We start from the raw sequence: 26,834 nt of genomic DNA, 5'->3' as shown, positions 1-26,834 counted from the left end.
CGCCATGCTTGCTGGTATGTCGTCAACGGAATACGCCGACTGGCGAACGTTCTACCAGGACAACTTTTTTAATGATGTGCAGATGGATGCGCATTTTTCCTCGCTGATGCATATCGTCATCACGGCACTTGACCCCAAAACCACATCAACCCCTGCCAGCTTCAGCCTGCTGTCACCTTCAGCGGAGGATATTACCGACGATGAACCCGGTGATGATGTACTGATGGCAAAGGCCGAGGGCATTTCAGGAGGCGTTCGCTATGGCCCAGACGGCAGTGGGTGACCTGGTCGTTAACCTTGACGTTAACTCGTCGAAGTTCAACGAACAGATGGAATACGTTAAACGGCAGTTTAAGCAGGCCGGCGATGCGGCGAATGATTCGGCGCTGAAGGTGCAGCAGTCGTTTACCCGGCAGGAGAGTGCGGCGAAAAAGGCCGGTATTTCTGTAGGGCAGTACAACGCCGCGATGCGTATGCTGCCCGCGCAGTTTACGGATATTGCCACCCAGCTGGCCGGTGGCCAGAGTCCATGGCTCATTCTGCTGCAGCAGGGCGGTCAGGTGAAAGACTCGTTCGGCGGCATTATTCCGACCTTCCGCGCGCTGTTGGGCTCCATATCACCAGTGATGATCGGTATCGGTGCGCTGGCAACGGCTACCGGCGCGGTGGTTTACGCCTGGTATCAGGGCTCAGCCACACTCTCCGATTTCAATAAAACGCTGGTCCTGTCCGGAAACACCGCCGGGCTGACTTCTAACCGCATGCTGGTGCTGGCGAAGTCAGGCGAGCAGGCGGGGCTGACATTTAACCAGACCAGCAGCGCACTCACCGAGCTGGTTAACGCTGGCGTGCGCGCTGGTGCCCGGTTCGATGATATGAGCCAGGCGGTGGCAAAATTCACCGAGGCGTCGGGCGTGCCTGTCGATAAGGTGGCGGCCGCGTTCGGGAAACTGACGAACGATCCGACCTCTGGCCTGATTGCCATGGCACAGCAATTCCACAACGTCACTGCTGAACAGATTGCCTATGTGGCGCAACTGCAACGATCCGGGGATGAGGCGGCGGCGCTGCAGGCGGCTAACGATGCGGCGACGAATGGTTTTCGCGATCAGACAAAGAGCCTGCGCGACAACATGGGCTCGATTGAGTCGGCAGCGGATAGCCTGAAGCGTGCGTTTAAATCCATGTGGGATGCGGCGCTGGATATCGGGCGGCCGGACACGGCGCAGGAAATCGTCTCTAAAGCCGAGGCGGCGTTTAAGCGCGCGGATGAAGTCTGGAATCTCCGCAAAGGCGACCGCTATGTGAATGATGATGCGCGAGCCAGTTACTGGAACGATCGCGAGTCGGCGCGGCTGGCGCTGGAAATGGCACAGCAGCAGGCCAATGTGGCGAAAGCGACCGAGGACAACGCCGCGAGAGAGGCGGTGGTGGAATCCGATCGCCAGAAGTATGCCGCGCAGGCCCAGTCAAACTATGCGAAGACGCAAAGTGCGCTGGAGAAATACACCGCTCGCCAGAACGAACTGAATAAGGCGCTGAAGGACGGGCGGATCCTCCTGGCGGACTACAACATCAACCTTGAAGCCGCCAAAAAAGAATACGACGACTCACTAAAGAAGCCTAAAAAGCCGTCAGCGGTGAAAACGCCGGCAGGCGTGAAAAGTATCGATACAGCCAGCGCGCAGACGCTGGAACTGGAAGCGCAGCTACGCACGCTGGAAGAGCATAAGAGCATCACGGATACCATCAGCCAGCAGCGGCAGGAGCTGTGGAAACAGCAATCCCGCTTTTCTGTACTGGAAGAGGCCGCTAAAAAGCGCGCGCTGACCGCTGATGAAAAATCGGTGCTGGCGAACAAAGATGAGGTGCTGGCGCGGGCGGAGGTGAATGCCCGGCTTGGCGATCAGATTGTTGCCCAGGAGCGGTTGAACCGCCTGCAGGATAGCTCGCAGAAATACGTTACCCAGATTGGTGAGAAAACCAAAGCGCTGGTGGCGGGTGGCAGCATGAGCAGCCGCGGTGCGCAGCGGCAAAATGAAGAGGCTCAGCTTCGGCAGGGCTGGATGAATGCTGGTGGCACGGATGCGGATCAGGGCTATCAGAATGAGCTGGGCGCGCTCAAGGAGTACTACGCCGCGCAGGATGAGCTGCGGGACGACTGGAAAGCGGGGGCTAAATCAGCCTGGGCTGACTATGCCGATTCCGCTGCTGATGCTTACGGTTCAATGAAGTCGTTCGCCGCCAGTACGTTTGACGGTATCAGCCAGAGCATGGCTGACATGCTGACAACCGGCAAAGGGAACTGGGCTGATTTTACCCGCTCGACGCTGTCGATGCTGACGCAAATCCTGATGAAGCAGGCCATGGTTGGGCTGGTTAACTCAGCCACATCTGCGCTCGGTTTTGCGGGTGGGGGTTACACCGGTACTGGCGGTAAGTATGAGCCGGCGGGGGTGGTTCACCGCGGGGAGTTTGTCTTTACCCAGGAGGCCACAAACCGGATCGGCGTCGGCAATCTGTACCGCATGATGCGCGGTTACGCGACTGGTGGACTGGTTGGCGGGAGTGGGGGCGGTGTTGCTTCTCCTTTCGGCGTCAGCGTCTATGCACCTGTTTCTGTCACCACGGGACAGGGGGAATCGGGTCAGCAGAAAGGGAGCGGCGATGCAGTCGGAAAAGCCTATCAGCAGGTCATTGATAGCTCCGTCCGCGCGGGGATTGCGAAAGCTATACAACCGGGCGGCATGATCTGGAATGCCAATAAACAGAGGTAAGCGATGGCGATTGAACATTTTGGATGGCGGATCAAAGCATCCAGCCAGCCAACTCTGAAGAGCAAGGATAGCGTCCGCACGGCGCAGTTTGGCGATGGTTATAAACAGGTGACAGGCGCCGGGCTAAATGATGAAACCCTCAGCTATGAGTATTCATTCACCGGGCAGCCGGAAACGGTCCGGGAAATTCATGCTTTCCTGCGGCGCCACAAAACAAAATCGTTTTCGTTTACCCCTCCCGGCGGTGAGCTCACGTTGTGGCGTGTCGAACCAGACAGCCTGCAGCGCGTCACCAAAAGTAAAACGGTGGAAACCGTTTCTGCCACGTTTGAACAGGCGTTTGCACCATGAGCTTAAACAGTGATTATCAGAAACTCGAGCCGGGCAATGTCGTCCGGCTTTTTGATGTCGATGGCACCGGATTTGGCGTCAGTGATGTCCTCCGTTTTCATGCACATAATATTGCGCATACGCCGGAGGAAATTGCCACCGCCGGCGGGGATGAAGACAAGCTCCCCGCAAAATCTATCTGGTGGCAGGGACTGGAATATAAAGCCTGGCCATGTGAGATAGAAGGGATTGAGACGGCGACTGACGGAACCAGCGCACAGCCGACTCTGTCGGTCGCTAACCTTGATAGTTCTATTACCGCGCTGTGTCTTGCTTACGATGACCTGCTGCAGGCGAAAGTCACTATCCATGACACGCTGGCGCAGTACCTGGACGCAGCAAACTATCCGGAGGGAAACCCGGCGGCGGATCCGCAGCAGGAAAAGCTGAAGGTGTTTTATATCGATGCAAAGGACAGCGAAACGCATGAAGTGGTGGCGTTTAAACTCTCCAGCCCGATGGATCTGCAGGGGCTGATGATCCCCACTCGCCAGCTGCATTCACTTTGTACCTGGTGCATCCGTAACAAGTATCGATCCGGTGATGGTTGCGACTATGCAGGGACCCGCTATTTCGATAAGCACAACAACCCGGTTGATGACCCTTCGCAGGATGAATGCCCCGGCACGCTGACGGCGTGCAAACTGCGTCACGGCGAAAGTAACGAGCTGCCGTTTGGCGGTTTTCCGGGCACTTCCCTTATCAGGAGCTGATATGCGACAGAAGATTATCGACGCCATCATGGCGCATGCCGCCGCAGAATACCCGCGGGAGTGCTGTGGCGTGGTGGTGCAGAAAAGCCGGGTGCAGCGTTACATTCCCTGCCGTAATCTGGCAACGGACCCAACCGAACATTTCCACCTGTCACCGGAGGACTACGCCGCTGCCGAAGATCTGGGGACGGTTGTCGCCATCGTACACAGTCACCCGGACGCCACAACGCAGCCGAGCGAACTGGATAAGGCACAGTGTGACGCGACACTGCTGCCCTGGCACATTGCCAGCTGGCCGGAAGGGGATATCCGTACCATTCAGCCGCGCGGCGAGTTACCGCTGCTGGAGCGTCCGTTTGTGCTAGGGCATTTCGATTGCTGGGGGCTGGTGATGAGTTATTTCCGGCAGACGCATGGCATTGAGGTGACCGATTACCGCGTGGATTATCCCTGGTGGGAGGACCAGTACCCGGAGAACTTTTACCGTGATTGCTGGTATGAATGCGGTTTCCGGGAGTTTACTGGGCCACCGCGCACCGGCGACATGGTGATAATGCAGGTTCAAGCCAATAAGTGGAACCATGCCGGGATCCTGCTGGAAAACAACATGCTATTGCATCATCTGTATGGGCATTTGAGCCAGCGCGTTCCGTATGGTGGCTATTGGCAGGAACGGACAATGAAGGTTGTAAGACATAATTTACTAGCAAAGAGATAAATGAAATCTCCAATGATGAATGTCTGCATAACAATTCATGTTGCCTAAGGTTAATACAAAATGGTTTAATCGTTACATTTTGTTTCATTTGGAGGGCGTATGAAAAAGATTTCAGCCGTTATTGCTTTGTTCTTAATGTTTTCTATCTCTGCTGGTGCATCAGAAAGAGTCAAGGGGTATGGAAATTCCTATTGGGGAATGAGTCCTGATGAGGTAATCAGTGCTGAGAGTGGGAAAGCGCATAAAATAACCCCTCCGTTAGAATACTATGAAACACAGGGTGCTGTAGGAATAGATAAGGTAACTATTGATTCCTATGAATTTAAAGTTGTCTATCAATTTAAAAAAAATGCTCTTACCCAAGTTATTGTACAATCGATAAATAATGATTTTGAAAGTGTTAATAAGATGGCGTTTCTGTCTGTGGAGTCGCTATTAACCCAGAAATATGGCGCATCAAAATATAAAGAACCGTATAAAGAAGTTGTCTGGACTCATTTGGGCACAAACATCAATCTAAGTCATACAATTATTGATGGGGTGTCAAATTTTGTAACTGTCACATACAAGCCTGAGTCTGAGCAAATCAAAAAAACCGAGAATCTCTGAGTGAATATTCAGAAAACAAGGAGTGGGTATGAAGGTTTATCTATCAATTGGGATTTGTTTAGTCCTGACAGCTTGTAGCGCTTCTTCCTTGCAGGAAAGTGCGCCTATTTATACTGGGCATTCATCAAAGGCACCAGCGCTAGTTAACAAATGTTTGTCACCTAAATGGCAAGACTTACATCCGCAGGCTACAAGCATCGAAACTGAAACTGGCTATAAAGTTTCTGCTGCTGACGATTTATTCGGTGTTTTGTCGATGGCGATTATACAGGGAAATACTGACGGTGGTTCAGACGTAAAAGTCTATGCAGCCAGTAGGGGCATTGGTGATCCATGGAGTAAAGCTGCCAGTTCGTGCCTCTAAGACATTTCTAATCGCTAAAGCCACTTTATGTGGCTTTTTTTATTGGGGCTTATATGCAAGAAGTTATGACAAGAATTGAACTGGGTGGAGAGCTAGGCAAATCATTTGGGAAAGTACATAACCGGCTAATAACAACTACAGCCGAATCAATAAATGCCTTATCAAAGACTATCCCCGGTTTTGAAAAGTATCTTAATACCAGCAAAATGCGCGGGCTAACGTATGCTGTATTTAAAGGTAAAAAAAACCTCGGGATGGATGATTTAGGCTTCCCCGTTATGGGAGAAGTGATTCGAATTGTTCCCGTGGTGATTGGGAGTAAAAAAGCAGGTTTACTGCAAACAATTCTGGGAGCCGTTCTTGTTGTTGTCGGGGCATTAGGTGCAACCATAGGTCAGGCATGGGGCGGGGCCGCATGGGGACCAGCTGCAATGAAAATTGGTGCAGCGATGATGCTTGGCGGTATTGTGCAGATGCTTTCCCCACAACCAGCCGGGCTTGCCAGTAAGCAGGATGCTGATAACCAAGCTTCCTACGCCTTTGGTGGCGTGACGAACACCGCTGCCCAGGGTAACCCTGTTCCTCTTGGCTACGGACGACGCCGGATCGGTGGCGCGATTGTATCGGCGGGCATCTACGTCGAAGACAAGCAGTAGCAAACATCATTTCTAACAACCACCTTCGGGTGGTTTTTTTATGGGTGAATTATGGCGCCGAAAAAAATCACAGGGCGGAAAGGTGGCGGTTCTAAAAGCCGGACGCCGACGGAGCAACCGGATGATCTCCAGTCTGTCGCAAAGGCAAAATTGCTGGTGGCGTTGGGTGAAGGTGAATTTGCTGGTGGTTTGACCGGAAAAGATATCTACCTCGACGGGACGCCGCTGGAGAACGTTGACGGCTCGAAAAACTTTGGTGGAGTGGTCTGGGAGTTTCGCCCGGGGACTCAGGCTCAACAATACATCCAGGGGATTCCGGGATCAGAAAATGAAATCAGCATGGGGGTTGAGATATCCAGCGCCACCGCCTGGACCCGTACTTTCACAAATACGCTGCTCTCTGCTGTACGCCTGCGCATTAAATGGCCCTCGATTTACAAGCAGCAGGACAACGGCGACCTGGTGGGATACACCATCAATTATGCCATTGACCTGCAAACTGACGGCGGCACGTGGAAAACGGTTTTAAGCACGCGCGTATCGGGCAAAACCACCACGGGCTATGAGCGTAGCCACCGCATCGATTTACCGCAGTCTGGCAGCACATGGACTCTGCGTTTGCGTAAAACCACAGGCGATGCGAACAGCGCCAAAGTGGGCGACACAATGACGCTTCAGAGCTACACGGAAGTGATCGACGCCAAGCTGCGTTATCCGAACACCGCGCTGCTCTATATCGAGTTTGATTCGAGCCAGTTTAATGGTTCCATTCCGCAAATTTCCTGCGAGCCGAAAATGCGGGTTATCCGCGTGCCCGATAACTACGACCCTGAAACCAGAAGTTATCTCGGCACCTGGACCGGTGCGTTTAAATGGGCATGGACAGATAACCCTGCATGGGTTTTTTACGATCTGGTTCTTAGCGACCGCTTCGGGCTCGGTAATCGCCTGACGGCTGCCAACATAGACAAATGGTCACTCTATGAAGTCGCGCAGTATTGCGATCAGATGGTGCCAGATGGTAAGGGCGGCGACGGCACAGAACCGCGTTATACCTGCAATGTCTACGTGCAGGACCGGAACGACGCTTACACCGTGATGCGTGATTTTGCGGCTATTTTCCGGGGCATGACTTACTGGGGCGGTGATCAGATTGTGGCGCTGGCCGATATGCCGCGGGATATCGATTTTTCCTACACGCGCGCAAACGTGGTCGACGGCCTGTTTACTTACGCCAGCAGCACCACTAAAACGCGCTACACCACAGCGCTGGTTTCGTGGTCCGATCCGGATAATGCCTACGCTGACGCCATGGAGCCGGTATTCGAACAGCAGCTTGTTGCGCGCTACGGCTTTAATCAGCTTGAAATGACCGCTATTGGCTGCACCAGGCAGTCAGAAGCGAACCGCAAAGGGCGCTGGGGGATCCTCACCAACAACAAGGACCGGGTAGTTACCTTCTCCGTCGGGCTGGACGGTAATATCCCGCAGCCTGGTTACATTATCGCGGTCGCTGATGAGCTGCTTTCCGGCAAGGTCACCGGCGGGCGTATTCGTTCGGTGAATGGCCGGGTTATCGAACTGGACCGGGTGGCCGATGCCGTTGCTGGCGACCGTCTGATACTCAACCTTCCATCTGGTGCGGCGCAGAGCCGAACGATTCAGGCGATAAACGGCAACAAGATTACCGTTACAACGGCATTCAGTGAAACGCCGGAGGCGGAATGCGTGTGGGTTGTCGAATCGGACGAACTCTATGCCCAGCAATACCGGGTTGTCAGTGTCGCCGATAATAACGACGGCACATTTACGATCTCCGGCGCGGCCCATGACCCGGATAAGTATGCCCGGATCGATACTGGCGCCATTATTGACCAGCGGCCTGTCAGCGTCATTCCACCTAGCAACCAGTCAGCGCCTGATGATATTGCCATCGGGAGTTATTCCGTTGTGCAGCAGGGCATCAGTGTCGAAACGCTGCGCGCGACCTGGTCGGTTGTGGATAACGCTATTGCGTATGAGGCGCAGTGGCGCCGCAACGACGGTAACTGGGTTAACGTGCCGCGAAGTTCGACAACCAGCTTTGAGGTTGAATCTATCTATGCCGGGCGCTATCTGGTCCGCGTTCGTGCTATTAACGCGGCGGAGATTTCGTCCGGCTGGGGATACTCGGAAGAGGTCACGCTAACGGGGAAAGTTGGCAATCCACCGCAGCCGGTAGGTTTTGCGGCCACGCCAATAAACTGGGGTATTCGTCTGAACTGGGGATTCCCGGCCAACACGTCGGACACTCTGAAAACGGAAATCCAGTACACCCCGAACGGGGACCAGTCGGATCCGCTGCTGTTGAGTGACGTGCCGTACCCATCATCCGAATATATCCAGCTTGGGCTTAAAGCTGGCCAGGAGTTCTGGTTCCGCGCGCAGCTGGTCGATAAAAGCGGGAATGAGTCCGGGTGGACAGGCTGGATCCGGGGCATGGCTAACAATAACGCCGATGATTACCTGGGCGATATTACCGGGGATTTCCTGACCTCAAAAGACGGTGATGCGCTGACCAGCCAGATTGATCAGAATCTGGAAGGTCAGTTGCAGAATGCGCTGGCGAATAACGCGACGGTCGAGCACCAGTGGGCACAGTTCGGCGAGGTCCGCGCCGATATTCTGGTGGTGAAAACGACGATTGCCAGCGTTGATAAAGCCATGGCTGAACTGTCTACCACCGTGCAGGCAGAGCTCGGCGATATGACGGCGTCGCTGGAAGATAAGCTGACGGCGGTGGTTGATGCCGATGGTGCATCGGCGATTCACACGCTTAAAGCCGGAGTCCGCATTAATGGCGTGTACTACGGCGCAGGAATGTCTATAGCGGTCGTCGCCGAAGCGGGGCAGCCGGTTGTAACGCGTATTGGGTTTAACGCTAACCAGTTTGTTCTACTGAGCGGCGAGGGGGATGCTCAGTTTTCACCGTTTGCAGTGATTAACGGGCAGGCGTTCCTGAGTGAGACAATTATCAGGGATGCGAGCATCACCAACGCGAAAATTGGTCAGTACATCCGATCCAATAATTGGGTTCCCGGCGAAGCTGGATGGAATATTGATAAGAATGGCGACGCAGAATTTAACAATATGACGACTCGCGGGACGATTTACGGCACTGACGGATGGTTTAAAGGCACCGTGTATGCCAACAGGATTGAGGGGGATATTTATGCACTACAAATGAACCCACGCACCATCTCGCCAACTACCGTCTCCGTCAACTGGAACTCCTGGCATTACTACAATATTTACGCTTATAGCGGTGAATTATTTGAGCGAGTTATTGATTCAGACATGGTTCTGAAAGGCGTTAATTCACCTGAATACATCGAAATCAGACTTGAACTGGTGCTTGAGGACGGGACGGTCGTCAAACAGGTTGGCTATTCGTATACAAACGGTGGGCAGGTTTCACCAATCAATCTTAGTGGTTACACCATCCCGGCCACATCCACAAGGGAGGCGAAGGTCTACCTGAGGATGGCGGTTAAAACTCCACGAAGTAATCAAACTCAATTCCAGTACCAGGTCTCAGGGACAAGGGTGGCAGCCAGTCGCGCGGGAAGGGTTGTCATAGCGTGAGGCGGCAGAACAGTCACAAGTCCAAATTTGAATAACGTGAGGAACTAATGAGCGCAGGCACTCTAACCCTAAATAATAACTCCCCGGTGGTGGGAGGGACAGGAACCTCCTTTGCCACCGATTTGGTGTCCGGTGATTTTATTGTTGTCGTCGTTGGTGGTGTTACATATACGCTGCCTGTGCTGGAGGTTAACAGCAATACGCGTCTGACGCTTGTCAGCAACTATACAGGGCCGAGACAGGTAGGAGCAGCCTGGCAGGCTGTTCCCCGTGCAGTTCAAAACCAGATAACAGCGGAGCTTGTCGCTCAAACAACTGCAGCGCTGCGCGGGCTCAACTATGACAAGCAGAACTGGCAGGCAGTATTCAGCGCCAGTGGCGACATCTCGGTTATGCTGCCAGATGGCTCAACCTTTGCCGGCCCTTCCTGGCAGAGCATCAAGGATACGCTGGCGCTTATCGATATTACCGCAGTAACAGCACTGGCGAATCAGGTTCGTACGGATGCGCAGCAGGTAGCGACCGATAAGGGGACTGCGCAATCTGCAGCCCAGGCGGCGAGCACAGACGCTTCCACAGCGTCGAGCGCGAAGACAGCAGCAGTAGCAGCTAAAACAGCAGCAGTAGCAGCTAAAACAGCGGCGGAAACTGCAAAGACTGCCGCTGTATCGGCAAAAACAGATGCGGAGGCAGCTAAAACCGCCGCTGAGGCGGCTGCGTCATCATTCCACCCTGAAAACCTGCTTCATAAAGACCAGAATCTTGATGATTTACCTGATAAGTCTGCCGCGCGCAGTCACCTTGACGTGTACTCAAAAGCGGAGACTGATGGGAAGGGCGGCGGCTACATCGGCCAGTCCTGGTGGCATGATAACCGCGCCAGGCTGCCGGATGGCTGTGTCGCGGCTGATGGACAGGAGGTTGACCAGGTCGGCCCATTCGCTGACCTGTACGCTGACGTTGCTGCCGGTAACCGCCCAACCACTGATGAAGCTACCTGGTGGGCTGATGTCACGAAGCGCAACTGCTATGTGCTGAACTCATCCACTGGCAAGATGCGTCTGCCTGACCGGAACGGGGTGCAGAGTGGCAGTATTAAAGCACCAGTTATGCGTGGTGATAGTGGAACGTTAGTCGCAGGTAGTATGCAGAAATCTGGTGTGCCTAACATTACGGGGCGAGCTACCGCAACAGAGAACAATTACGGGTTCCTCAACTCAACAGCCATAACTGAGGGTGCCTTTGCGGTAGATCAGTCAGTTAAATACACCAACCTAGCTGGTTCATCGAATACAATTGGACGGGCATTGTTGTTTAACGCCAAATTGTCCAGTGATGTGTTCACGGACGGATTGACAGAAGTGCGCATGAACTCCCTCGTCGGCTGCGCCATCATCCGCTACGCTGGGCGTGCGCAGAATGCTGGCTCACTCGATGCGATGACCCTTTCTGCCCGCATGGAATCGATTAACACCGACCTGCTGGCGAAGAACGTCGCGACTAATGCGCGTGTTGGCTATTCGCTAATTAGTGTCGGTACGCCATACCCGGCATTGAATAGTCGTACTGTATTGCCTAACCCATTCGGCAATAACGTACCTGTATGGTGTATGTGTGAGATTTTTCACGCAACACTGAACAAGTGGGTGTCCACTCCATGGACTTACGTAACTACTAGTCTTGGTACGCTAGCGACGTACTCCGAGGGGGAAGGAATTGTAATACGTACTGCTCAAAGCGCTTACGTTCAAGGGTCCTCAAATAGTGGCAGTAATCAAGAGTTCGCGAATGATTACAAAACACCATCGCCAATGCGCATTCATGTATGGAAGGTAACAGCATGATTAAGCTTTATGTCTGGAAAGGTGATTATCGTTCACATGGTTTCTCTCAAGATCTCTGGGGAGGGAATGTACTTCCTGTTGAGGTTCCTGATAACTTCAGCGGCGGCAATAAAACATACAACCCTGACACAGGAGAGTGGATTACAGATCCGCCATACGTACGAACTCATGAAGATGACGTTCGTGATGCAGAGACATGCCGGCGCAATCTGATCGCAGAAGCTGAGAAGACTATGGCTGGCTGGATTCTGGATCTGGGGCTGATTAGCGACGAGGATAAGCAAAAGCTAATCGCCTGGCGGTTGTACGTGAAAGCGCTGGAAGCGCTTGAACTGGACGCGGCGCCGGATATCGAGTGGCCGGCCAAACCAGATTTGTAGTGTAGAAGAATGCAGCAACCTGCGGTATGCAAGCGCAGGTTGCTGCTGTAGGCCTGGTGTTCATGCCGTGGCGCTGGCGCAAGTATAGGAGAAGCCACACATTCAACAACAAGCCAGCACAGATTTTCGTTCTGCAAAACTAAATTTAATTTCACTAATATCAGTCAGTTAACAAAGCTTGTTTTGGTGCTGTTTTTCGTTCTCAAAAGTTGAGTTTTATTAATAAAAACAGACTGATATTTTAATTTCAGAGGTGTGCCGGTGTGGTACATGGATATCGACACCAATGTGAAGTTTAAACACAATGGCGTCAATCAGAGCGTCAGTACCCGTCTGGATCCGTGGGTGTTTATGTTCTCCGCCGGCTACCGTTTCTGATCTTCTCCGGACAACTGGTCGTTATACGGCCAGTTTTCTCTTTTTGAGCGTGTGAAGCGTCCGCTCATTATTCCGGCAATAAACCACCGCGTTCGAGAGCATTTTGTGAAGAGATTGCAGAAAGAGCGAGAGTCCGCTCCCTTTGCTAATGCTTTGCCTAATAACCCTTCCGATTTAATCCATTGTTGTCTTGTTTCCGGCAAAAAGAGGAATACGTCTTCTTTCCACTGAACTTCACACAAAACGCCAAAAAATGAAACAAATAGCTATTATTGCTTCTCACAGATATTTAAAAATTAATAGGCTAATCATTTTTTGAAATTCAATTGCCACGGAAAGTATATTTATAATGGCTTGTTGTTTTATTTTTCTATTGTAAAAGCACGCATATAATAATAAATTGCACCGCTTGCAATCATCCTTCTTAATTTTAGAGTGGAATTGAGCTGCGGTAATTTATTTCATAATAGTTAACTTATATACATATATTCAACAATTGATGATGGTGTTTCGTATGAAAGTTTCAATCCTGGCTGCAATTATTGCCATGTCGAGTTTCTCGGGTATTGTTTTTGCTACTGTTGACCATACTCAGGGGCAAATCGTTGGGAAGGCCGCTGATGGTACTTATTCTGTCGATCACGGTAATTCAGTCTGGAGTGGCGTAGGCGCTGAAGAAGTGACTGCCCAGCAGGTTAAAAGCTACCAAATGAATGAAGCGCTCAAAGAAGCTGAAAAAAATCAACCAGCGGTAGTAAAAAACAAACCTGTATCAACACCTTTCGTGAGTTATAAAGGTGGTAATCGTCAATCGGACAATCATAGTCACAATGAGCACGGTAGCGGTAATGGTGGAAATAATGCCGCCAACTCCCACTCCGCACACGGGCTTGGCGGTAGCGACCATGTTGGTGGCGGCCGTAGCGGTGGTGGCTTCCATTACTAATAAACGACCTTAGCGCCTAAGAACATGCTTGATTTTAAACGCGGCGTGCGAGAAATAAAATATCTCAGAAGTCTCCGTGTTATTAAAGAAATATTCAGTGCTAGCGAAGGTCGACGAAAAAGACGGCTTCACGTATCCTCAATGTTTGGGCGAGAGTTAATGCCGGAATATCGGTCATTTTATCGGTTTTGGTTTCGTAAAACGAATACGTTTGTTAATCCAGATAAAGGCTGAATGCGAGCAGGAAGGTGTCAGCCAACATGTGAGCATGCTGTAGAAATCGAGGCATTACCTACTCTCTCAGGCGATCGATTTGAAATAACTGGCCAGCATATGGCCAGTTATTTCACGTTAATACTTTTATAACACGATAACGGATCGCTATTTTTTGAATAGCTCAGGTGCCCACGGCGTTGGGTCAACGTCCATAAACGGCGCGCGTTCGAAGCGGGACTTCAGCGCCCATGGCACGGTGCAGTCAAATATGGTCTTACAGGTGATGCCGTTGGCGCGAATAGAGTGACTGTAATCCGGTGCCTGAGAAGGGTCCAACTGATGACCGCGCAGCCCCGGCAGATTGGTGATGCTGACATCCCCCTGCATGCGGGTGGTCATGGCCCAGAGAATATCATCGCTGTCGAAAATATCGACATCCTCATCAACGAGAATAATGTTCTTAAGTTCGGAATAGGTGGCTAAAGCAATGAGTGCCGCCTGACCCTGGCGCCCTTCATCTGACGGTTGACGTTTTTTCACCTGCAAAATACCGAGGAACTTACCGCCGCCCGCGGTATGCGCGTACACGTTTTGTAAAAAGCCGGGAATCGCCTCTTCAACGGCGTTGCGAATGCTGGCTTCCGTTGGCAGCCCGGCAAGCGTGGTGTGTTCTTCCCCCGGCCCCACTAGCGTTTGTAAAATCGCCTGATGACGCATGGTTACCGCTTTCACCTTAATGACGGGTAACGAGGGATTCGCTTCGCCGCAGTAGCCGGGGAACTCCGGCATCGCGTGCCCGCTATCGGTATGCTGATCTTCTCTAACCCGGACGCCGGGCAGCAGTTCGCCTTCGATAATGATTTCCGCACGTGCAATGGCTTTTTCGTGGACCGCCACACCTTGTACCAGCTCCACCGGTTGCTGGCGTAATGCGCCAGCGACGCCCAGCTCGTTGTAACCAAACGGCGTAGTGGGGGCTTCAAAACAAGCGCCAATATAGATAGCCGGATCCAGACCCATATTGATGGTCACCGGCAGCGGTTTACCCGCATCTTCTGCTTTTTGACGAAACACTTCGATATGGCGACCGGCGGCGAGAAACATCGATAGCTCGTCGCGCTCCTGCACGCAGAGACGATGGATGGTCACATCGGTCAGCGAAGCATCTTCGGGATCGCTTGCCAGCACCAGCCCAAGGCAGAAAAACGGGCCTGCATCAATGGGGGTATTGGTCGGGGCCGGGAGAAGTTTACGTAGATCGAAGTCAGGATCGTCTGCGTAAAACACCTGTTCCTGGCAGGGTGCCTGCGAGGTCGGAACGACAATGGGCACAATCGGCGCTTTGACCGCCTGGCCGACATGCTGTGCCAGCTTCGCGGGTTCACAGCCTAACAGGAGCGCGGCTCTTTCCCGGCTGGCGTGCATACCGACAAGAATGCGGGAGTTCGGGTAGCCCTTAATATTATTGAACATCATGGCAGGGCCGATGCGGGTCGGGCGTTTGACCGTCCCGCCGGCACCGATATGGCGGTAAACGCCTGCCAGCTCAGCATTGGGGTCTACGGGGTGATCGGTTTCAATATACTGGCCCTCGTGGTGCTGGAGTAATGCGATAGCACTTCTGAGGTCGTTAATCTGGTTTTTCATATTTTGCTCCTGCTAATCATTAACCCCATTTTATTCGAATGAACACGATCATCAATTGCATCATTTATGCTATTTTGATAATAAATTTATTATCATTTTTATGGTGTGATTTATGCAATTTCGACTGATGCGCAACTTTATGGTGGTGGCTGAAGAACTCCATATGCACCGAGCCGCAGAACGTCTGAATATGGCGCAACCTGCACTGAGTCAGCAGATTAAAACTCTGGAGGAACGCTTAGAGGTCACGCTGTTTAGCCGCGCGCATCGACGCTTGACATTGACGCCAGCCGGTACCGTATTCCTTAAGAAAGCCAGAATTGCCATCGCGATGGCCGAGCAGGCCGCTGTTGATGCTCGACAAACGGCGAGGGGCGAGCAGGGGGTATTGAATCTGGGCTGCGTGTCGAGCGTGATGCTCGATAGCAAATTGCCAACCTGTCTGCGTCAACTGCATGCGCAATGGCCTGCCATATCAATTTCAATGATGACGGGCAATGTGCAAAGCCTGTACACCGCCGTGCAGAGCAATCAGTTAGATGTCGCCATCATCCGCGCACCGATTCCGATTCTGCCGGAAGATCTGCAAAGCCGCGCTTTTACCTCAGAAAAAACGGTGTTGGCGCTCAGCAAGCAGCATCCTCTGGCGGGCTCGTCGGCGCTGACGCTCGCATCGGTTAAGGACGATAAGTGGATTTCTTTGCGCGATCCCGAGGGTGTTGGCCTGGAGCAATACCTCTATGATGCCTGTCATAGCGCGGGTTTTCAGCCACATGTGATCCAGAATGCAACCGACGTACTCACCGTCATAAGTCTGGTGTCCACTGGCTTCGGTATCGCGTTACTCCCTGTTTCAGCAAAAGCGATCAGGCTGGAGAATGTGGTCTATGTCGATATTATCGACAGGTTGGAGGAGAGCGAATTGACGCTGGTGTGTCATCGGATCATTCGCTCAGAGGTGTTGAATAAATTTCTGCGCACGCTTGAACGCGCTGAGTGATGTTGCCCTACCGGGCGCTATGATGGTCCGCGCTCGGAGGCAATCTTCACCGCTAGCCCGGTCAGAACGCCAGCCATCAGCCAGCGCTGAATGACGGCAAACGACGGTCGGCGCAGCAGAAATAACGCGATGGTACCTGCCGAGATTGCCACCACTGCGTTTATCGACACGCTGATCGCAATCTGCGTCATGCCGAGCAACAACGATTGCCCCAGGACGCTGCCGTGCGCCGGATTGATAAACTGGGGAAGCAGCGACAGGTAGACGATGGCAATTTTGGGATTGAGCAGGTTGGTCAGAAACCCCATCAGGAACAGCTTACGAGGGCTGTGTCGGGGTAATTCTTTCAGTTGAAACGGTGAGCGCCCGCCGGGGCGCACGGACTGCCACGCCATCCACAGGAGATAAAGCACGCCAGCAATGCGCAGCGCGTCGTAGGCATAGGGTACCGCCATCATCAGCGCGGTCAGGCCAAAGGCGGCGCAAATCATATAGAAAATAAAACCAAGCGCTACGCCGCCAAGAGAGACCAGCCCCGCCGCGCGTCCCTGAGAGATGGAGCGGGAAATCAGATAGATCATATTCGGCCCTGGCGTGAGTGCCATGCCAAGAGAGACGAGCGCGAAGGCGAGAATGTTATGGGACTCTGACATGAAGGACTCCTGCGAGGCGATGTTTTTTTATCCTATGCCATTCTGTTTTGTTCCGCGAGGCAATTGTTAGTAGGGGATTAATTCCGCGAGCGCACGCGTTTACACCCGCGGCGACGGTGATATCGGACTAAAAAAAAGCCCGCATTGGATGCGGGCAAAAAATACTGGAAGCAATGTGAGCAATGTCGTGCCGAATATCTGAGCGTTTGACTCAACTATTCGGTAATGAAAAAGATAATGCTTCTCATTTAATATATCAACCCTATTTTTTGTGGGAAAACGCAATGGCTTCTGTGGGTATGGAAATAGGGAGGGGGGAAATAAAGGGCCGCCCCGCGGAAGCTGGGCGGCCTGAAGGGTTACGCGACTTTCGTCGCCGCTTTCATGCTTTGGACAAAGCGTTTCAGTTCATCGAGCATCGCCTGCGGATTTTCGACGTTGCGTTCGATGATCTTCACAATTGCCGAACCGGAAATAGCTCCGGCGGCTCCGGCATCAATTGATGCCGCAACCTGATCCGGCGCAGAAATCCCAAAGCCCTGCAGCGGCGGCGCGGCGTTGTACTCTGCCAGCTTCGCGACCAGGTGATGCAGCGGCAGGGCGGCGCGGGTTTCGGTACCCGTCACGCCAGCGCGGGAGAGCAGATAAGTGTAACCACGGCCATGTTCGGCAATCTGGCGCAGTAAATCATCATCGGCATTTGGCGGGCAGATGAAAATTGGCGCGACGTTGTGACGCAGGGCCGCCTGACGGAACGGTGCAGACTCTTCCACCGGCACATCGGCAACCAGTACTGAATCCACGCCGACGCGAGCGCATTCCGCGTAGAACTCATCGATACCGCGGTTGAATACCAGGTTGGCGTACATCAGCAGGCCGATAGGGATGGCCGGATATTTCTGGCGAATCGCCGCCAGCATTTCGAAACACTGGGTTGGCGTTACACCCGAAGCAAACGCACGCAGGGTCGCGTTCTGGATGGTCGGGCCGTCGGCCAACGGATCGGAAAACGGGATCCCCAGCTCCAGGGCGTCGGCACCGCCTTCAATCAGCGCATCAATAATTTTCAGCGACTGTTCCGGGTTTGGATCGCCTAAGGTCACGAAGGGGACAAAGGCGCCTTCCTTGCGGGCCTTCAGTTGGGCAAACAGGTTGTCGTAGCGTTCCATCAGATTTCCCCTCGCGCTTTCAAAATATCGTGTACGGTAAAGATGTCTTTGTCGCCGCGGCCGGAGAGGTTCACTACCAGCAGCTGCTCTTTTTCCGGGTTTTCGCGCATCATTTTCAGCGCGTGGGCCAGGGCGTGGGATGACTCCAGCGCCGGGATAATCCCTTCGTGACGGCTCAGCTCTTTGAAGGCGTCGAGCGCTTCATTATCAGTAATCGACACGTACTCGGCGCGACCAATGCTGTTGAGGAAGGCGTGCTGCGGGCCGACGGACGGGAAGTCGAGACCGGCAGAGATCGAGTAAGATTCTTCAATCTGGCCTTCGTCGGTCTGCATCATCGGTGATTTCATGCCGAAGTAGATGCCCACGCGGCCATGCTTCAGCGGTGCGCCGTGCTCGCCGGTTTCGATACCGTGACCGGCCGGTTCTACGCCAATCAGGCCGACGCTGGTCTCGTCAATAAAGTCGGCGAACATACCGATGGCGTTGGAGCCGCCGCCGACGCAGGCAATCACCGCATCCGGCAGACGACCTTCTTTTTCACGCACCTGCACTTTGGTCTCTTCACCGATCATGCGCTGGAATTCACGCACGATGGTTGGGAATGGGTGTGGGCCCGCGGCGGTACCGAGCATGTAGTGCGCGGTTTCGTAGCTGCCAGACCAGTCGCGCAGCGCTTCGTTACAGGCATCTTTCAGGGTCGCGGAGCCACTGTGTACCGCGATAACCTCCGCGCCCATCAGGCGCATACGGAACACGTTCGGCGACTGACGCTCGATATCTTTAGCGCCCATATAGATACGGCACTTCAGGCCGAGCAGGGCGCAGGCAAGTGCAGAAGCCACGCCGTGCTGACCGGCGCCGGTTTCGGCGATGATTTCGGTTTTGCCCATTCGTTTTGCCAGCAGCGCCTGGCCCAACACCTGGTTGGTTTTGTGCGCGCCGCCGTGCAGCAGGTCTTCACGCTTGAGGTACAGCGTGGTATTGGTGCCCGCCGTCAGGTTGCGGCACTTAGTTAGCGCCGTTGGGCGGCCAGCATAGTTTTTCAGCAGGTCGGTAAATTCGGCCTGGAAGTCAGGATCTTTCTGCGCGCTAACAAACGCTTCTTCCAGCTGGCGCAGGGCCGGCATCAGAATCTGCGGAACGTACATACCGCCAAATTCGCCGAAATAGGGGTTCAGTAAAGTACTCATTATTGCTCCTTAATATGCGCGCAGCGTCTGAAATACCGAGGCCAGTTTGCTGGCGTCTTTAATACCCGGTTTTGACTCGACACCTGAATTGAAATCCAGCCCGGCGCAGCCGCTTTTGGCTGCGTCTACGCAGTTGTCTGCGCTTAACCCACCGGCCAGCATCACGTTGCTGAGATCCTGACCTTGTAACAGAGACCAATCAAAACGCTGACCGGTGCCGCCCTGACCATTGTCGAAGAGATATTTGTCGACATGATTCAGATTGCGCAATGGCAGCCTGTCGGCCACGCTCAGCGCTTTCCAGATTTGTACCGAATCCGGCAATTGCGCACGCAGAGCGTCAATATAGGTCTGGTCTTCATCACCGTGCAGTTGCACCGCGCTCAGCGATAAGGTGGTGGCAAGCGCGACTACTTCGGCCTGAGGCGTATTGCGAAACACGCCGACGTAGCTCAGCGGCGCGGCGGCTATCACCTCACGGGCCTGCTCCACGCTGACCGCACGCGGTGAGGCAGGAACGAAAATCAGCCCGCCGTAAATCGCACCGGCTTCATAGGCCGCCTGCGCATCCTGTGCGCGGGTCAAGCCACAGACTTTATTTTCCCCCAGCAGCACGCGGCGGACGGCGGCATTGAGGTCGTCATGAGACATCATCGCCGAACCGATCAGGAAGCCGTTGGCGAAGTGGGCCAGCTCGCGAACCTGCGCGTTGGTGTTAATACCGGATTCGCTGATGACCGTCACATCGTGGCCCAGACGCGGCGCCAGCTGACGGGTGCGGTTGAGGTCGATGGAGAGGTCACGCAGGTCGCGGTTATTAATGCCGACGACTTTGGCCTTCAGCGCAATGGCGCGTTCCAGCTCTTCCTCGTTGCTCACTTCGGTCAGCACGCCCATATTCAGACTGTGCGCCACGGCGGCAAGCTGGCGATACTGCTCGTCGTCCAGCACCGAGAGCATCAGCAGGCAGGCATCCGCCTGATGGAAGCGCGCCAGGTAGATCTGGTAAGCGTCGATGATAAAGTCTTTGCACAGAATCGGCTGCGGCGCGATTTGGCTGACGATCGGCAGGAAATCGAAGCTGCCCTGGAAATACTTCTCATCGGTTAAAACCGAAATCGCCGAAGCGTAGTGTTTGTACACGTTGGCGATACGCGCCGGGTCGAAATCATCGCGGATCACCCCTTTCGACGGCGAGGCTTTTTTACATTCCAGAATAAACGCCGTGCGGGTGCCGCGCAGCGCGTCATAGAAACTACGCTGGCTTGGCTGCACATCGTTCTGGAAGGAAGCTAACGGTTGTTGTTGTTTGCGGGCTGCTACCCAAATCGCTTTATCGGCCACGATTTTTGCTAATACGGTCTGCATTTTTTATCCTCTTGCCGCTAATGCGGTGACGCGGTCGTAGGCTGCGCCGCTGTGCAACACATCCAGCACTTTCTTGACGTTGGCCTTCAGGTCCTCATGACCGTAAAGGCGCATCAGCATGGCGACGTTAACCGCCACGGCGGACTCATGCGCAGCTTCACCTTTACCTTGTAGTAAGCGCGTCAGAATGTCACGGTTTTCTTCCGGCGTGCCGCCCGCCAGCTCGGCCTGATGGTAAGGCTTGAGGCCAAAGTCGTCGGCGGTCAGCTGATAACTTTTAATTTCGCCGTTGTTCAGTTCGGCCACCACGGTCGGCGCGTGCAGCGAGACTTCATCCATACCGCCGCTGTGGACGACCGCCGCACGTTCATAGCCCAGTACGCGCAGGGTTTCCGCAATCGGCAGTACCAGCTCCGGGCTGTAAACGCCAATCAGCGCCAGCGGCGGGTGCGCCGGGTTAATCAACGGACCCAGCACGTTGAACAGGGTGCGGGTTTTCAGCTGTTGGCGAACCGGCATCGCATGGCGGAAACCGGTATGGTATTTCGGTGCAAACAGGAAGCACACGCCGAGTTCATCAAGAGCCTGACGCGATTTGTCGGCGTTCATGTCCAGATTAATGCCGAAGGCGGCCAGCAGGTCAGATGAACCCGACTTACTGGAAACGCTGCGGTTGCCGTGTTTGGCCACTTTCAATCCACACGCTGCGGCGACAAAGGCGCTGGCGGTGGAGATGTTGATGCTGTTGCTGCCGTCACCCCCGGTGCCGACGATATCGGCAAACGGGTAGTCCGGACGTGGGAACGGCGCGGCGTTTTCCAGCAGCGCAGTGGCGGCACCGGCGATTTCATTCGGGCTTTCACCACGAATTTTCATGCTCACCAGCGCGGCGGCCAGCTGCTCCGGCTTCACTTCACCGCGAACGACCGCAGAGAACAGCACATGGCTCTCCTGCTGGCTCAGCGTTTGCGCCTGATACAATTTTTCCAGAATCGGCTGGAGAGTGTTGCTCCGCTCCAGCTTCTGCAGCGCCCATGCCAGGGTTTGTTCCAGCAGGCGTGCGCCCTGAGTGGTGAGGATCGATTCCGGGTGGAACTGGAAACCGCAAACGCGATCGGCATCGTGGCGAACCGCCATCACCATCCCGTTAAAGTGGGCGTTGATGGTTAAACCTGCCGGAATATTGCTGCCAACCAGCGAGTGGTAGCGGGCGACCGGCAGTGGATTGCTTAAACCGTCGAACATGGCCTGGCCGTCGTGTTCAATGCTGGACGCTTTGCCGTGCAGGATTTCGCCGGCCTGGCCGACGTAGCCACCGTAGGCTTCAACAATGGCCTGATGGCCAAGGCAGATACCGATAATGGGCAGCTTGCCACGCATACGCGTCAGCAGCTCCGGCATGCAGCCCGCTTCCGACGGTGCCCCCGGGCCGGGAGAGAGCATCAGCACCGGGTTGTCCATGGTGCCGAGGCGGTCGATTAAGGTTTGTGCCGGAACGTGGTTACGGTAAATCACCACGTTATGCCCGTTCGCGCGCAGCTGATCTGCCAGGTTGTACGTAAAGGAGTCGATATTATCGAGCAGCAGAATGTCAGCCATCAGAAAATCTCCTGTGCATGATGGGCGGTGGCGATGGCGCGCAGAACCGCACGCGCTTTATTACGGGTTTCATCGGCTTCAGACTGCGGGACAGAATCCAGCACCACGCCTGCGCCGGCCTGTACGGTGGCAATCCCGTTTTCAACAAACGCCGAACGAATAACGATGCAGGTGTCGAGGTCGCCGTGGGCGGTAAAGTAGCCCACCGCGCCGCCGTAGCTGCCGCGACGTTTGCCTTCTGCGGCGGCAATCAGCTGCATTGCGCGAACTTTCGGCGCGCCGCTGAGGGTGCCCATATTCATGCAGGCGCGGTACGCATGCAGCACATCGAGGTCCTGACGCAGTTCGCCGACCACGCGGGAGACGAGGTGCATCACGAAAGAGTAACGGTCTACCTTTGTCAGATCGGCCACGTAGCGGCTACCTGGCGTACAGATGCGGGCCAGATCGTTACGCGCGAGGTCAACCAGCATCAAATGTTCGGACAGCTCTTTGTGGTCGGTACGCATCTCCAGCTCAATGCGGCTGTCGAGGTCACGATCCAGCGAACCGTCGGCACGGCGGCCGCGTGGGCGAGTACCGGCAATCGGGTAGATTTCAATCTGACGGTTGGTGGCATCGTACTTCAGCGAACTTTCCGGCGACGCGCCGAACAGGGTGAAGTCGTTATCCTGCATAAAGAACATGTACGGGCTGGGGTTGCTCTTCTTCAGCACATCATAAGCGGCCAGCGGGGAAGGGCACGGCAGCGAGAAGCGACGAGACGGCACCACCTGGAAAATTTCTCCGGCGCGAATGGCTTTTTGCATTTTGCGCACCACGTCGCCGTACTCTTCGTCGCTTTGATTGGTTTCGCAGCGCATCTCTTTAACGGTGTGTACCGGCAGGGCCGTCGGCGGTTCGTTCAGCTGCTGGCGTACCTGCGCGATGCGCTGCAGCAGGCGATCTTTTTCCGACTCAGACGGGGTAAACAGGCTCGCCTGAATGCGCGTGTTTTTGGTCTGGTGATCGATTACCAGCAGCGTCTCGGCGAGATAGAAGCAGTAGTCCGGGCAGGCAGTGTCGCTTTCAAGCTGCGGTAAATCCTCAAAACCGGCGACCAGGTCATAGGCGAACAGGCCGCCGAAGAACATCGCTTCACGCTCGTCCTGCGGAACGTCGACCAGCTCTTGCAGTAGGCGGAAGGCGTCAAACACCGACAGCGAGCACAGGCGCGCATCTTCATCCAACAGCGCGCTGACCGAAGGGAAACGCAGCACGCGGCCGTTCGGTTGGTGGGTATTCTCCACGCCGGCAGGCAGTGCGGCATCGAGCAGCGGCAGCAGGGACGCGCCGTTATCGGAAAGCGCCTGCAACGTGACGGTATCGCCCAGCGCGGTGATGCGCAGCGCACTATCGACCAGCAGCAGGCTTTTTAAGTCGTTTTTGCTATCAATATCAGCTGATTCAAGCAGCAGCGTCGCCGGGCGCGCGCCGCACAGCTGGTGGAACAGTGCGGTGGGGTTTTCACGGTAAATCGCGTCGCTGGTCAGAAGCTCGAGCATAGGTTTTTGTGTTTGCATCGTTGTTCTCGCCTGTTCTGTCTCTTTTTTGCTTAATAAAAAGCCCGCTCATTGGCGGGCTGGGTATCTGTATGCTTTACGCAGACGTGATGACTCCGCCCTATCGGGAAGTACGCCACCAACCGCCGTGCAGAGCAATCATTTTACGTGTCATTTGCAGATACCTTACTAAGTGAACTTTCGTACTAGTTAACTAGTTCGAGGGGGCAAAGTCAACCCCTGATTTCAGAATTTCCCGTAATCCCGCTATGATAGGCCGCTAACAACGCTGAGTCGTATTAAGGAAGCCGTTTTGAGCGATACCAATTACGCAGTGATTTACGATCTGCACAGCCACACCATCGCCTCGGATGGCCGCCTGACGCCGGAAGAATTGGTGCACCGCGCCGGGGAGATGCGGGTGGGAACGCTCGCTATCACCGATCACGACACCGTCGACGGCATTCCTCGGGCACAGGCGGAAATTGCCCGCGCCGGGCTGCCGCTCACCCTGATTACCGGCGTGGAAATTTCTACGCTGTGGGAAAATCACGAAATTCATATCGTCGGGCTGAATATCGATATTGCCAACCCGACGCTCACCGCCTTTTTAAACGCGCAGATCGATCGCCGACAGCAGCGCGGACAAATGATCGCCGAGCGCCTGGAGAAAGCGCATATTCCGGGCGCCTGGGAAGCCGCGCTGAAAATGGCCGAAGGCGGCGCGGTCACCCGCGGCCATTTTGCCCGCTTTCTGGTCGAGCAGGGCAAAGCCAGCAATATTGGCGATGTTTTCAAAAAATATCTCGCACGTGGGAAAACCGGTTACGTTCCGCCGCAGTGGTGTACAATAAAGGAAGCTATTGATGTCATTCATCATTCGGGTGGCGTAGCGGTCATTGCTCACCCGGGGCGGTATAACCTGTCCGCCAAGTGGCTGAAAAGGTTGCTGGCACACTTTAGCGAACACGGCGGCGACGCGATGGAAGTTGCCCAGTGCCAGCAGGCGCCGCACGAGCGCGCTCAGCTTGCCACCTATGCCCGCGAATACGGTTTACTGGCGTCCCTTGGGTCGGATTTCCATCAACCCTGCCCGTGGATTGAGCTAGGACGTAAACTGTGGTTACCCGCCGGCGTCGAAGGTATCTGGCAGCGCTGGGAGCAGCCGCAGAATACAACTGAGAGGGAAGTATGAGTCAGTTTTTTTATATCCATCCGGATAACCCGCAGGCACGTCTGATTAATCAGGCGGTCGAGATAGTGCGTAAGGGGGGCGTCATCGTTTACCCAACCGACTCTGGTTACGCGCTGGGCTGCAAAATTGAAGATAAAGGCGCGATGGAGCGTATTTGCCGCATCCGTCATCTGCCGGACGGCCACAACTTTACGCTGATGTGCCGCGACCTGTCCGAACTGTCGACCTACTCCTACGTCGACAACGTGGCGTTTCGTCTGATGAAAAACAACACGCCGGGCAACTACACCTTTATCCTGAAAGGGACCAAAGATGTGCCGCGCCGCCTGCTGCAAGAGAAACGTAAAACGATTGGCATGCGCGTGCCGTCCAACCCGATCGCCCAGGCGCTGCTCGAGACGTTAGGCGAGCCAATGCTCTCTACCTCGTTGATGCTGCCGGGCAGTGAATTTACCGAGTCCGATCCGGAAGAGATTAAAGACCGTCTGGAAAAGCAGGTGGATTTGATTATTCACGGTGGTTATCTTGGCCAGCAGCCGACTACGGTGATTGACCTGACCGAGGACTCGCCGGTGGTGCTGCGTGAAGGCGTCGGTGACGTGAAGCCGTTCCTGTAGTCACCTGTACCCGGTGGCGTCTGCCGCCGGGTTATTTCCCTGCCTTGCTAGCGCCACTGAATATTATCTTTGTTGCTTTTCGAAACATTGCACTCTTCGCACATAATTTGCAGGTTGGTGATTTCTAACGCCAACTGTGGGTAGTACGAACGTGGTTTTATATGGTCAACATGCATGACCAGGCCGTTTTTTGGCCCTCGCCCACATACGCAGCAGGTGTTGCCGTAGCGTTTAAATGCCTGGTAGCGCAGCTTACGCCACTCTTTCGAGGCGTAAAATGTGCTGGCTGAGCGCTTCATTTTCTCTTCTGCCTGGCGGCGTCTTTCTTCCTGACTGCGGCGAATCTGCGCAAATAAGCCGAGGTTGTCTTCTTCATCCGTGCGTTTCAGAAATTCGCTATTGGCGAACAGTGTGTCTTCGCGCGTGATGTCTATTTCATGTCCCCATGCATCCCTGGGTTTTAATCGGCCCTGCTTATCATAGCGTTCCCACGCAGCCAGCGTTCGTCTGGCTTTCCGTTCCTGCCATTGATACCAGATGGCAAAGAGTGCGCCGAGCGCCTTTTCAATTACGATCATCTACGTCTAATCCTGGTCCATAATCAATCATATCTGTGGCTTGCCGACAGCCGTGAACTGAGGCAAACGTAACGTGGAAGAGCATTCATCTTAAACTTCGTGTAGTATGTCGGACCACGTTTGTCTGCGTGTGCACATAACGGTGTCCGCAGAAGAAAAAGTATTTACACAACAATAAGTTATTATTTTTATGCTAACTTGTTGTTTCATAAAGTATACCAGACGCCTGTGAAGGCGACACCTGAAGGAAGCTCTATGAGCGATAAAAGCGAAAAACTGCAAAAAGTGCTGGCACGTGCCGGCCACGGCTCCCGTCGTGAAATTGAAACGATTATTGAAGCGGGCCGCGTGAGCGTCGATGGCAAAATCGCCAAGCTGGGCGATCGCGTTGAAGTGATCCCGGGCCTTAAAATTCGTATCGATGGACATCTGATCTCCGTTAAAGAATCTGTCGAACAGATCTGCCGCGTTCTGGCCTACTACAAACCAGAAGGCGAACTCTGTACCCGTAACGACCCGGAAGGGCGTCCGACCGTGTTTGATCGTCTGCCGAAACTGCGCGGCGCGCGCTGGATTGCCGTGGGCCGTCTTGACGTGAATACCTGTGGTCTGCTGTTGTTCACCACCGACGGTGAACTGGCTAACCGCCTGATGCACCC

Annotated in this window: 24 protein-coding genes, 1 pseudogene and 1 other annotated feature; of the genes and pseudogenes, 17 read left to right on the top strand and 8 right to left on the bottom strand. The window is 54.2% G+C overall.

The features are described from left to right. Positions 1 to 4 precede the first annotated feature (4 nt). From M989_RS13345 to M989_RS13295, 13 genes and pseudogenes are all read left to right on the top strand, one after another. On the top strand, positions 5 to 283 hold the full coding sequence (locus M989_RS13345) for a phage tail assembly protein T (RefSeq protein WP_061279028.1): 279 nt from the start codon (positions 5 to 7) through the stop codon (positions 281 to 283). Further along, a complete protein-coding gene (locus M989_RS13340) occupies positions 261 to 2,777 on the top strand; it encodes a phage tail tape measure protein (RefSeq protein ID WP_064546067.1) in 2,517 nt (838 codons plus the stop codon). The genes M989_RS13345 and M989_RS13340 overlap by 23 nt, the downstream gene beginning before the upstream one ends. Positions 2,778 to 2,780: 3 nt before the next feature. Further along, a complete protein-coding gene (locus M989_RS13335; protein ID WP_064546065.1) occupies positions 2,781 to 3,128 on the top strand; it encodes a phage tail protein in 348 nt (115 codons plus the stop codon). Further along, positions 3,125 to 3,880, top strand: coding sequence for a phage minor tail protein L (locus tag M989_RS13330; protein WP_064546063.1), 756 nt, complete (start codon positions 3,125 to 3,127; stop codon positions 3,878 to 3,880). The genes M989_RS13335 and M989_RS13330 overlap by 4 nt, the downstream gene beginning before the upstream one ends. A gap of 1 nt (position 3,881) precedes the next feature. Continuing rightward, positions 3,882 to 4,598: a C40 family peptidase gene (locus M989_RS13325; RefSeq protein WP_064546061.1), complete on the top strand. Its 717-nt coding sequence runs from the start codon at positions 3,882 to 3,884 to the stop codon at positions 4,596 to 4,598. 99 nt (positions 4,599 to 4,697) lie between these two features. Further along, entirely contained in the window at positions 4,698 to 5,207 is a 510-nt protein-coding gene (locus tag M989_RS13320) for a hypothetical protein (RefSeq protein WP_064546059.1), read from the top strand. A gap of 28 nt (positions 5,208 to 5,235) precedes the next feature. Continuing rightward, the gene (locus M989_RS24635) at positions 5,236 to 5,571 is read left to right on the top strand and encodes a hypothetical protein (RefSeq protein ID WP_074398792.1); all 336 of its coding nucleotides are present in this window, start codon (positions 5,236 to 5,238) and stop codon (positions 5,569 to 5,571) included. A 53-nt stretch (positions 5,572 to 5,624) separates the two neighbouring features. Further along, entirely contained in the window at positions 5,625 to 6,227 is a 603-nt protein-coding gene (locus tag M989_RS13315) for a tail assembly protein (RefSeq protein WP_064546057.1), read from the top strand. Positions 6,228 to 6,278: 51 nt separating this feature from the next. After that, positions 6,279 to 9,851 carry a TipJ family phage tail tip protein gene (locus M989_RS13310; protein ID WP_083965162.1) on the top strand — a complete coding sequence of 1,191 codons (3,573 nt, stop codon included), beginning with the start codon at positions 6,279 to 6,281 and terminating at the stop codon, positions 9,849 to 9,851. 47 nt (positions 9,852 to 9,898) lie between these two features. Beyond that, positions 9,899 to 11,695 carry a hypothetical protein gene (locus M989_RS26515; RefSeq protein WP_064546056.1) on the top strand — a complete coding sequence of 599 codons (1,797 nt, stop codon included), beginning with the start codon at positions 9,899 to 9,901 and terminating at the stop codon, positions 11,693 to 11,695. After that, a complete protein-coding gene (locus M989_RS13300; RefSeq protein ID WP_074398791.1) occupies positions 11,692 to 12,075 on the top strand; it encodes a tail fiber assembly protein in 384 nt (127 codons plus the stop codon). Before M989_RS26515 ends, M989_RS13300 begins: the two co-directional genes overlap by 4 nt. Positions 12,076 to 12,336: 261 nt before the next feature. Next, positions 12,337 to 12,453: pseudogene (locus tag M989_RS24625) on the top strand (OmpW family outer membrane protein); the annotation flags it as partial. Between the two features lie 514 nt (positions 12,454 to 12,967). Continuing rightward, positions 12,968 to 13,399: a hypothetical protein gene (locus tag M989_RS13295; RefSeq protein WP_064546054.1), complete on the top strand. Its 432-nt coding sequence runs from the start codon at positions 12,968 to 12,970 to the stop codon at positions 13,397 to 13,399. A 381-nt stretch (positions 13,400 to 13,780) separates the two neighbouring features. On the opposite strand, the gene M989_RS13290 is transcribed toward M989_RS13295, so the two are convergent. Further along, a complete protein-coding gene (locus tag M989_RS13290) occupies positions 13,781 to 15,262 on the bottom strand; it encodes a UbiD family decarboxylase (RefSeq protein ID WP_064546052.1) in 1,482 nt (493 codons plus the stop codon). A 112-nt stretch (positions 15,263 to 15,374) separates the two neighbouring features. Here M989_RS13290 and M989_RS13285 point away from each other — a divergent pair, with 112 nt between their 5' ends. Beyond that, entirely contained in the window at positions 15,375 to 16,262 is an 888-nt protein-coding gene (locus M989_RS13285; RefSeq protein ID WP_064546050.1) for a LysR substrate-binding domain-containing protein, read from the top strand. A gap of 17 nt (positions 16,263 to 16,279) precedes the next feature. Here M989_RS13285 and M989_RS13280 read toward each other — a convergent pair whose 3' ends face one another. The 6 genes from M989_RS13280 to M989_RS13255 all read right to left on the bottom strand — a co-directional run bounded on the left by M989_RS13280 (position 16,280) and on the right by M989_RS13255 (position 23,806). After that, positions 16,280 to 16,915, bottom strand: coding sequence for a LysE family translocator (locus M989_RS13280; protein WP_064546048.1), 636 nt, complete (start codon positions 16,913 to 16,915; stop codon positions 16,280 to 16,282). A 359-nt stretch (positions 16,916 to 17,274) separates the two neighbouring features. After that, positions 17,275 to 18,084 (bottom strand): tryptophan synthase subunit alpha, encoded by an 810-nt coding sequence (gene trpA / locus M989_RS13275; protein ID WP_064546046.1) that lies wholly within the window; start codon positions 18,082 to 18,084, stop codon positions 17,275 to 17,277. After that, on the bottom strand, positions 18,084 to 19,277 hold the full coding sequence (trpB, locus tag M989_RS13270; protein WP_064546044.1) for a tryptophan synthase subunit beta: 1,194 nt from the start codon (positions 19,275 to 19,277) through the stop codon (positions 18,084 to 18,086). Before trpB ends, trpA begins: the two co-directional genes overlap by 1 nt. 9 nt (positions 19,278 to 19,286) lie before the next feature. Continuing rightward, on the bottom strand, positions 19,287 to 20,645 hold the full coding sequence (gene trpCF / locus M989_RS13265) for a bifunctional indole-3-glycerol-phosphate synthase TrpC/phosphoribosylanthranilate isomerase TrpF (RefSeq protein ID WP_064546042.1): 1,359 nt from the start codon (positions 20,643 to 20,645) through the stop codon (positions 19,287 to 19,289). A gap of 3 nt (positions 20,646 to 20,648) precedes the next feature. After that, the gene (gene trpD / locus M989_RS13260; protein WP_064546041.1) at positions 20,649 to 22,244 is read right to left on the bottom strand and encodes a bifunctional anthranilate synthase glutamate amidotransferase component TrpG/anthranilate phosphoribosyltransferase TrpD; all 1,596 of its coding nucleotides are present in this window, start codon (positions 22,242 to 22,244) and stop codon (positions 20,649 to 20,651) included. Beyond that, the gene (locus M989_RS13255; protein WP_064546039.1) at positions 22,244 to 23,806 is read right to left on the bottom strand and encodes an anthranilate synthase component 1; all 1,563 of its coding nucleotides are present in this window, start codon (positions 23,804 to 23,806) and stop codon (positions 22,244 to 22,246) included. The genes trpD and M989_RS13255 overlap by 1 nt, the downstream gene beginning before the upstream one ends. Positions 23,807 to 23,840: 34 nt before the next feature. Continuing rightward, positions 23,841 to 23,933: a sequence feature (Trp leader region), on the bottom strand. 165 nt (positions 23,934 to 24,098) lie between these two features. Between M989_RS13255 and rnm the strand changes: the two genes are divergently transcribed. Continuing rightward, complete coding sequence (gene rnm / locus M989_RS13250; RefSeq protein WP_064546037.1) at positions 24,099 to 24,980, top strand: RNase RNM; 882 nt, start codon at positions 24,099 to 24,101, stop codon at positions 24,978 to 24,980. Continuing rightward, entirely contained in the window at positions 24,977 to 25,597 is a 621-nt protein-coding gene (locus M989_RS13245) for an L-threonylcarbamoyladenylate synthase (protein WP_064546036.1), read from the top strand. The genes rnm and M989_RS13245 overlap by 4 nt, the downstream gene beginning before the upstream one ends. A gap of 47 nt (positions 25,598 to 25,644) precedes the next feature. On the opposite strand, the gene M989_RS25290 is transcribed toward M989_RS13245, so the two are convergent. Next, on the bottom strand, positions 25,645 to 26,175 hold the full coding sequence (locus M989_RS25290; RefSeq protein ID WP_083965161.1) for an HNH endonuclease: 531 nt from the start codon (positions 26,173 to 26,175) through the stop codon (positions 25,645 to 25,647). A 255-nt stretch (positions 26,176 to 26,430) separates the two neighbouring features. Here M989_RS25290 and M989_RS13235 point away from each other — a divergent pair. Continuing rightward, positions 26,431 to 26,834, top strand: a 404-nt coding sequence (locus M989_RS13235) for a pseudouridine synthase (protein ID WP_245191262.1), incomplete at its 3' end; no start/stop codon positions are given.

It is taken from the genome of Kluyvera georgiana ATCC 51603 (assembly GCF_001654985.1).
GTDB lineage: Bacteria > Pseudomonadota > Gammaproteobacteria > Enterobacterales > Enterobacteriaceae > Kluyvera > Kluyvera georgiana.
This window is presented reverse-complemented; position numbering and strand designations above follow the sequence as displayed.

Bases quoted from the DNA above. Each gene is read 5' to 3' on its own strand.
- M989_RS13345 (WP_061279028.1), top strand. From the start codon at position 5: ATGCTTGCTGGTATGTCGTCAACGGAATACGCCGACTGGCGAACGTTC.
- M989_RS13340 (WP_064546067.1), top strand. From the start codon at position 261: ATGGCCCAGACGGCAGTGGGTGACCTGGTCGTTAACCTTGACGTTAAC.
- M989_RS13335 (WP_064546065.1), top strand. From the start codon at position 2,781: ATGGCGATTGAACATTTTGGATGGCGGATCAAAGCATCCAGCCAGCCA.
- M989_RS13330 (WP_064546063.1), top strand. From the start codon at position 3,125: ATGAGCTTAAACAGTGATTATCAGAAACTCGAGCCGGGCAATGTCGTC.
- M989_RS13325 (WP_064546061.1), top strand. From the start codon at position 3,882: ATGCGACAGAAGATTATCGACGCCATCATGGCGCATGCCGCCGCAGAA.
- M989_RS13320 (WP_064546059.1), top strand. From the start codon at position 4,698: ATGAAAAAGATTTCAGCCGTTATTGCTTTGTTCTTAATGTTTTCTATC.
- M989_RS24635 (WP_074398792.1), top strand. From the start codon at position 5,236: ATGAAGGTTTATCTATCAATTGGGATTTGTTTAGTCCTGACAGCTTGT.
- M989_RS13315 (WP_064546057.1), top strand. From the start codon at position 5,625: ATGCAAGAAGTTATGACAAGAATTGAACTGGGTGGAGAGCTAGGCAAA.
- M989_RS13310 (WP_083965162.1), top strand. From the start codon at position 6,279: ATGGCGCCGAAAAAAATCACAGGGCGGAAAGGTGGCGGTTCTAAAAGC.
- M989_RS26515 (WP_064546056.1), top strand. From the start codon at position 9,899: ATGAGCGCAGGCACTCTAACCCTAAATAATAACTCCCCGGTGGTGGGA.
- M989_RS13300 (WP_074398791.1), top strand. From the start codon at position 11,692: ATGATTAAGCTTTATGTCTGGAAAGGTGATTATCGTTCACATGGTTTC.
- M989_RS13295 (WP_064546054.1), top strand. From the start codon at position 12,968: ATGAAAGTTTCAATCCTGGCTGCAATTATTGCCATGTCGAGTTTCTCG.
- M989_RS13290 (WP_064546052.1), bottom strand. From the start codon at position 15,262: ATGAAAAACCAGATTAACGACCTCAGAAGTGCTATCGCATTACTCCAG.
- M989_RS13285 (WP_064546050.1), top strand. From the start codon at position 15,375: ATGCAATTTCGACTGATGCGCAACTTTATGGTGGTGGCTGAAGAACTC.
- M989_RS13280 (WP_064546048.1), bottom strand. From the start codon at position 16,915: ATGTCAGAGTCCCATAACATTCTCGCCTTCGCGCTCGTCTCTCTTGGC.
- trpA (WP_064546046.1), bottom strand. From the start codon at position 18,084: ATGGAACGCTACGACAACCTGTTTGCCCAACTGAAGGCCCGCAAGGAA.
- trpB (WP_064546044.1), bottom strand. From the start codon at position 19,277: ATGAGTACTTTACTGAACCCCTATTTCGGCGAATTTGGCGGTATGTAC.
- trpCF (WP_064546042.1), bottom strand. From the start codon at position 20,645: ATGCAGACCGTATTAGCAAAAATCGTGGCCGATAAAGCGATTTGGGTA.
- trpD (WP_064546041.1), bottom strand. From the start codon at position 22,244: ATGGCTGACATTCTGCTGCTCGATAATATCGACTCCTTTACGTACAAC.
- M989_RS13255 (WP_064546039.1), bottom strand. From the start codon at position 23,806: ATGCAAACACAAAAACCTATGCTCGAGCTTCTGACCAGCGACGCGATT.
- M989_RS13245 (WP_064546036.1), top strand. From the start codon at position 24,977: ATGAGTCAGTTTTTTTATATCCATCCGGATAACCCGCAGGCACGTCTG.
- M989_RS25290 (WP_083965161.1), bottom strand. From the start codon at position 26,175: ATGATCGTAATTGAAAAGGCGCTCGGCGCACTCTTTGCCATCTGGTAT.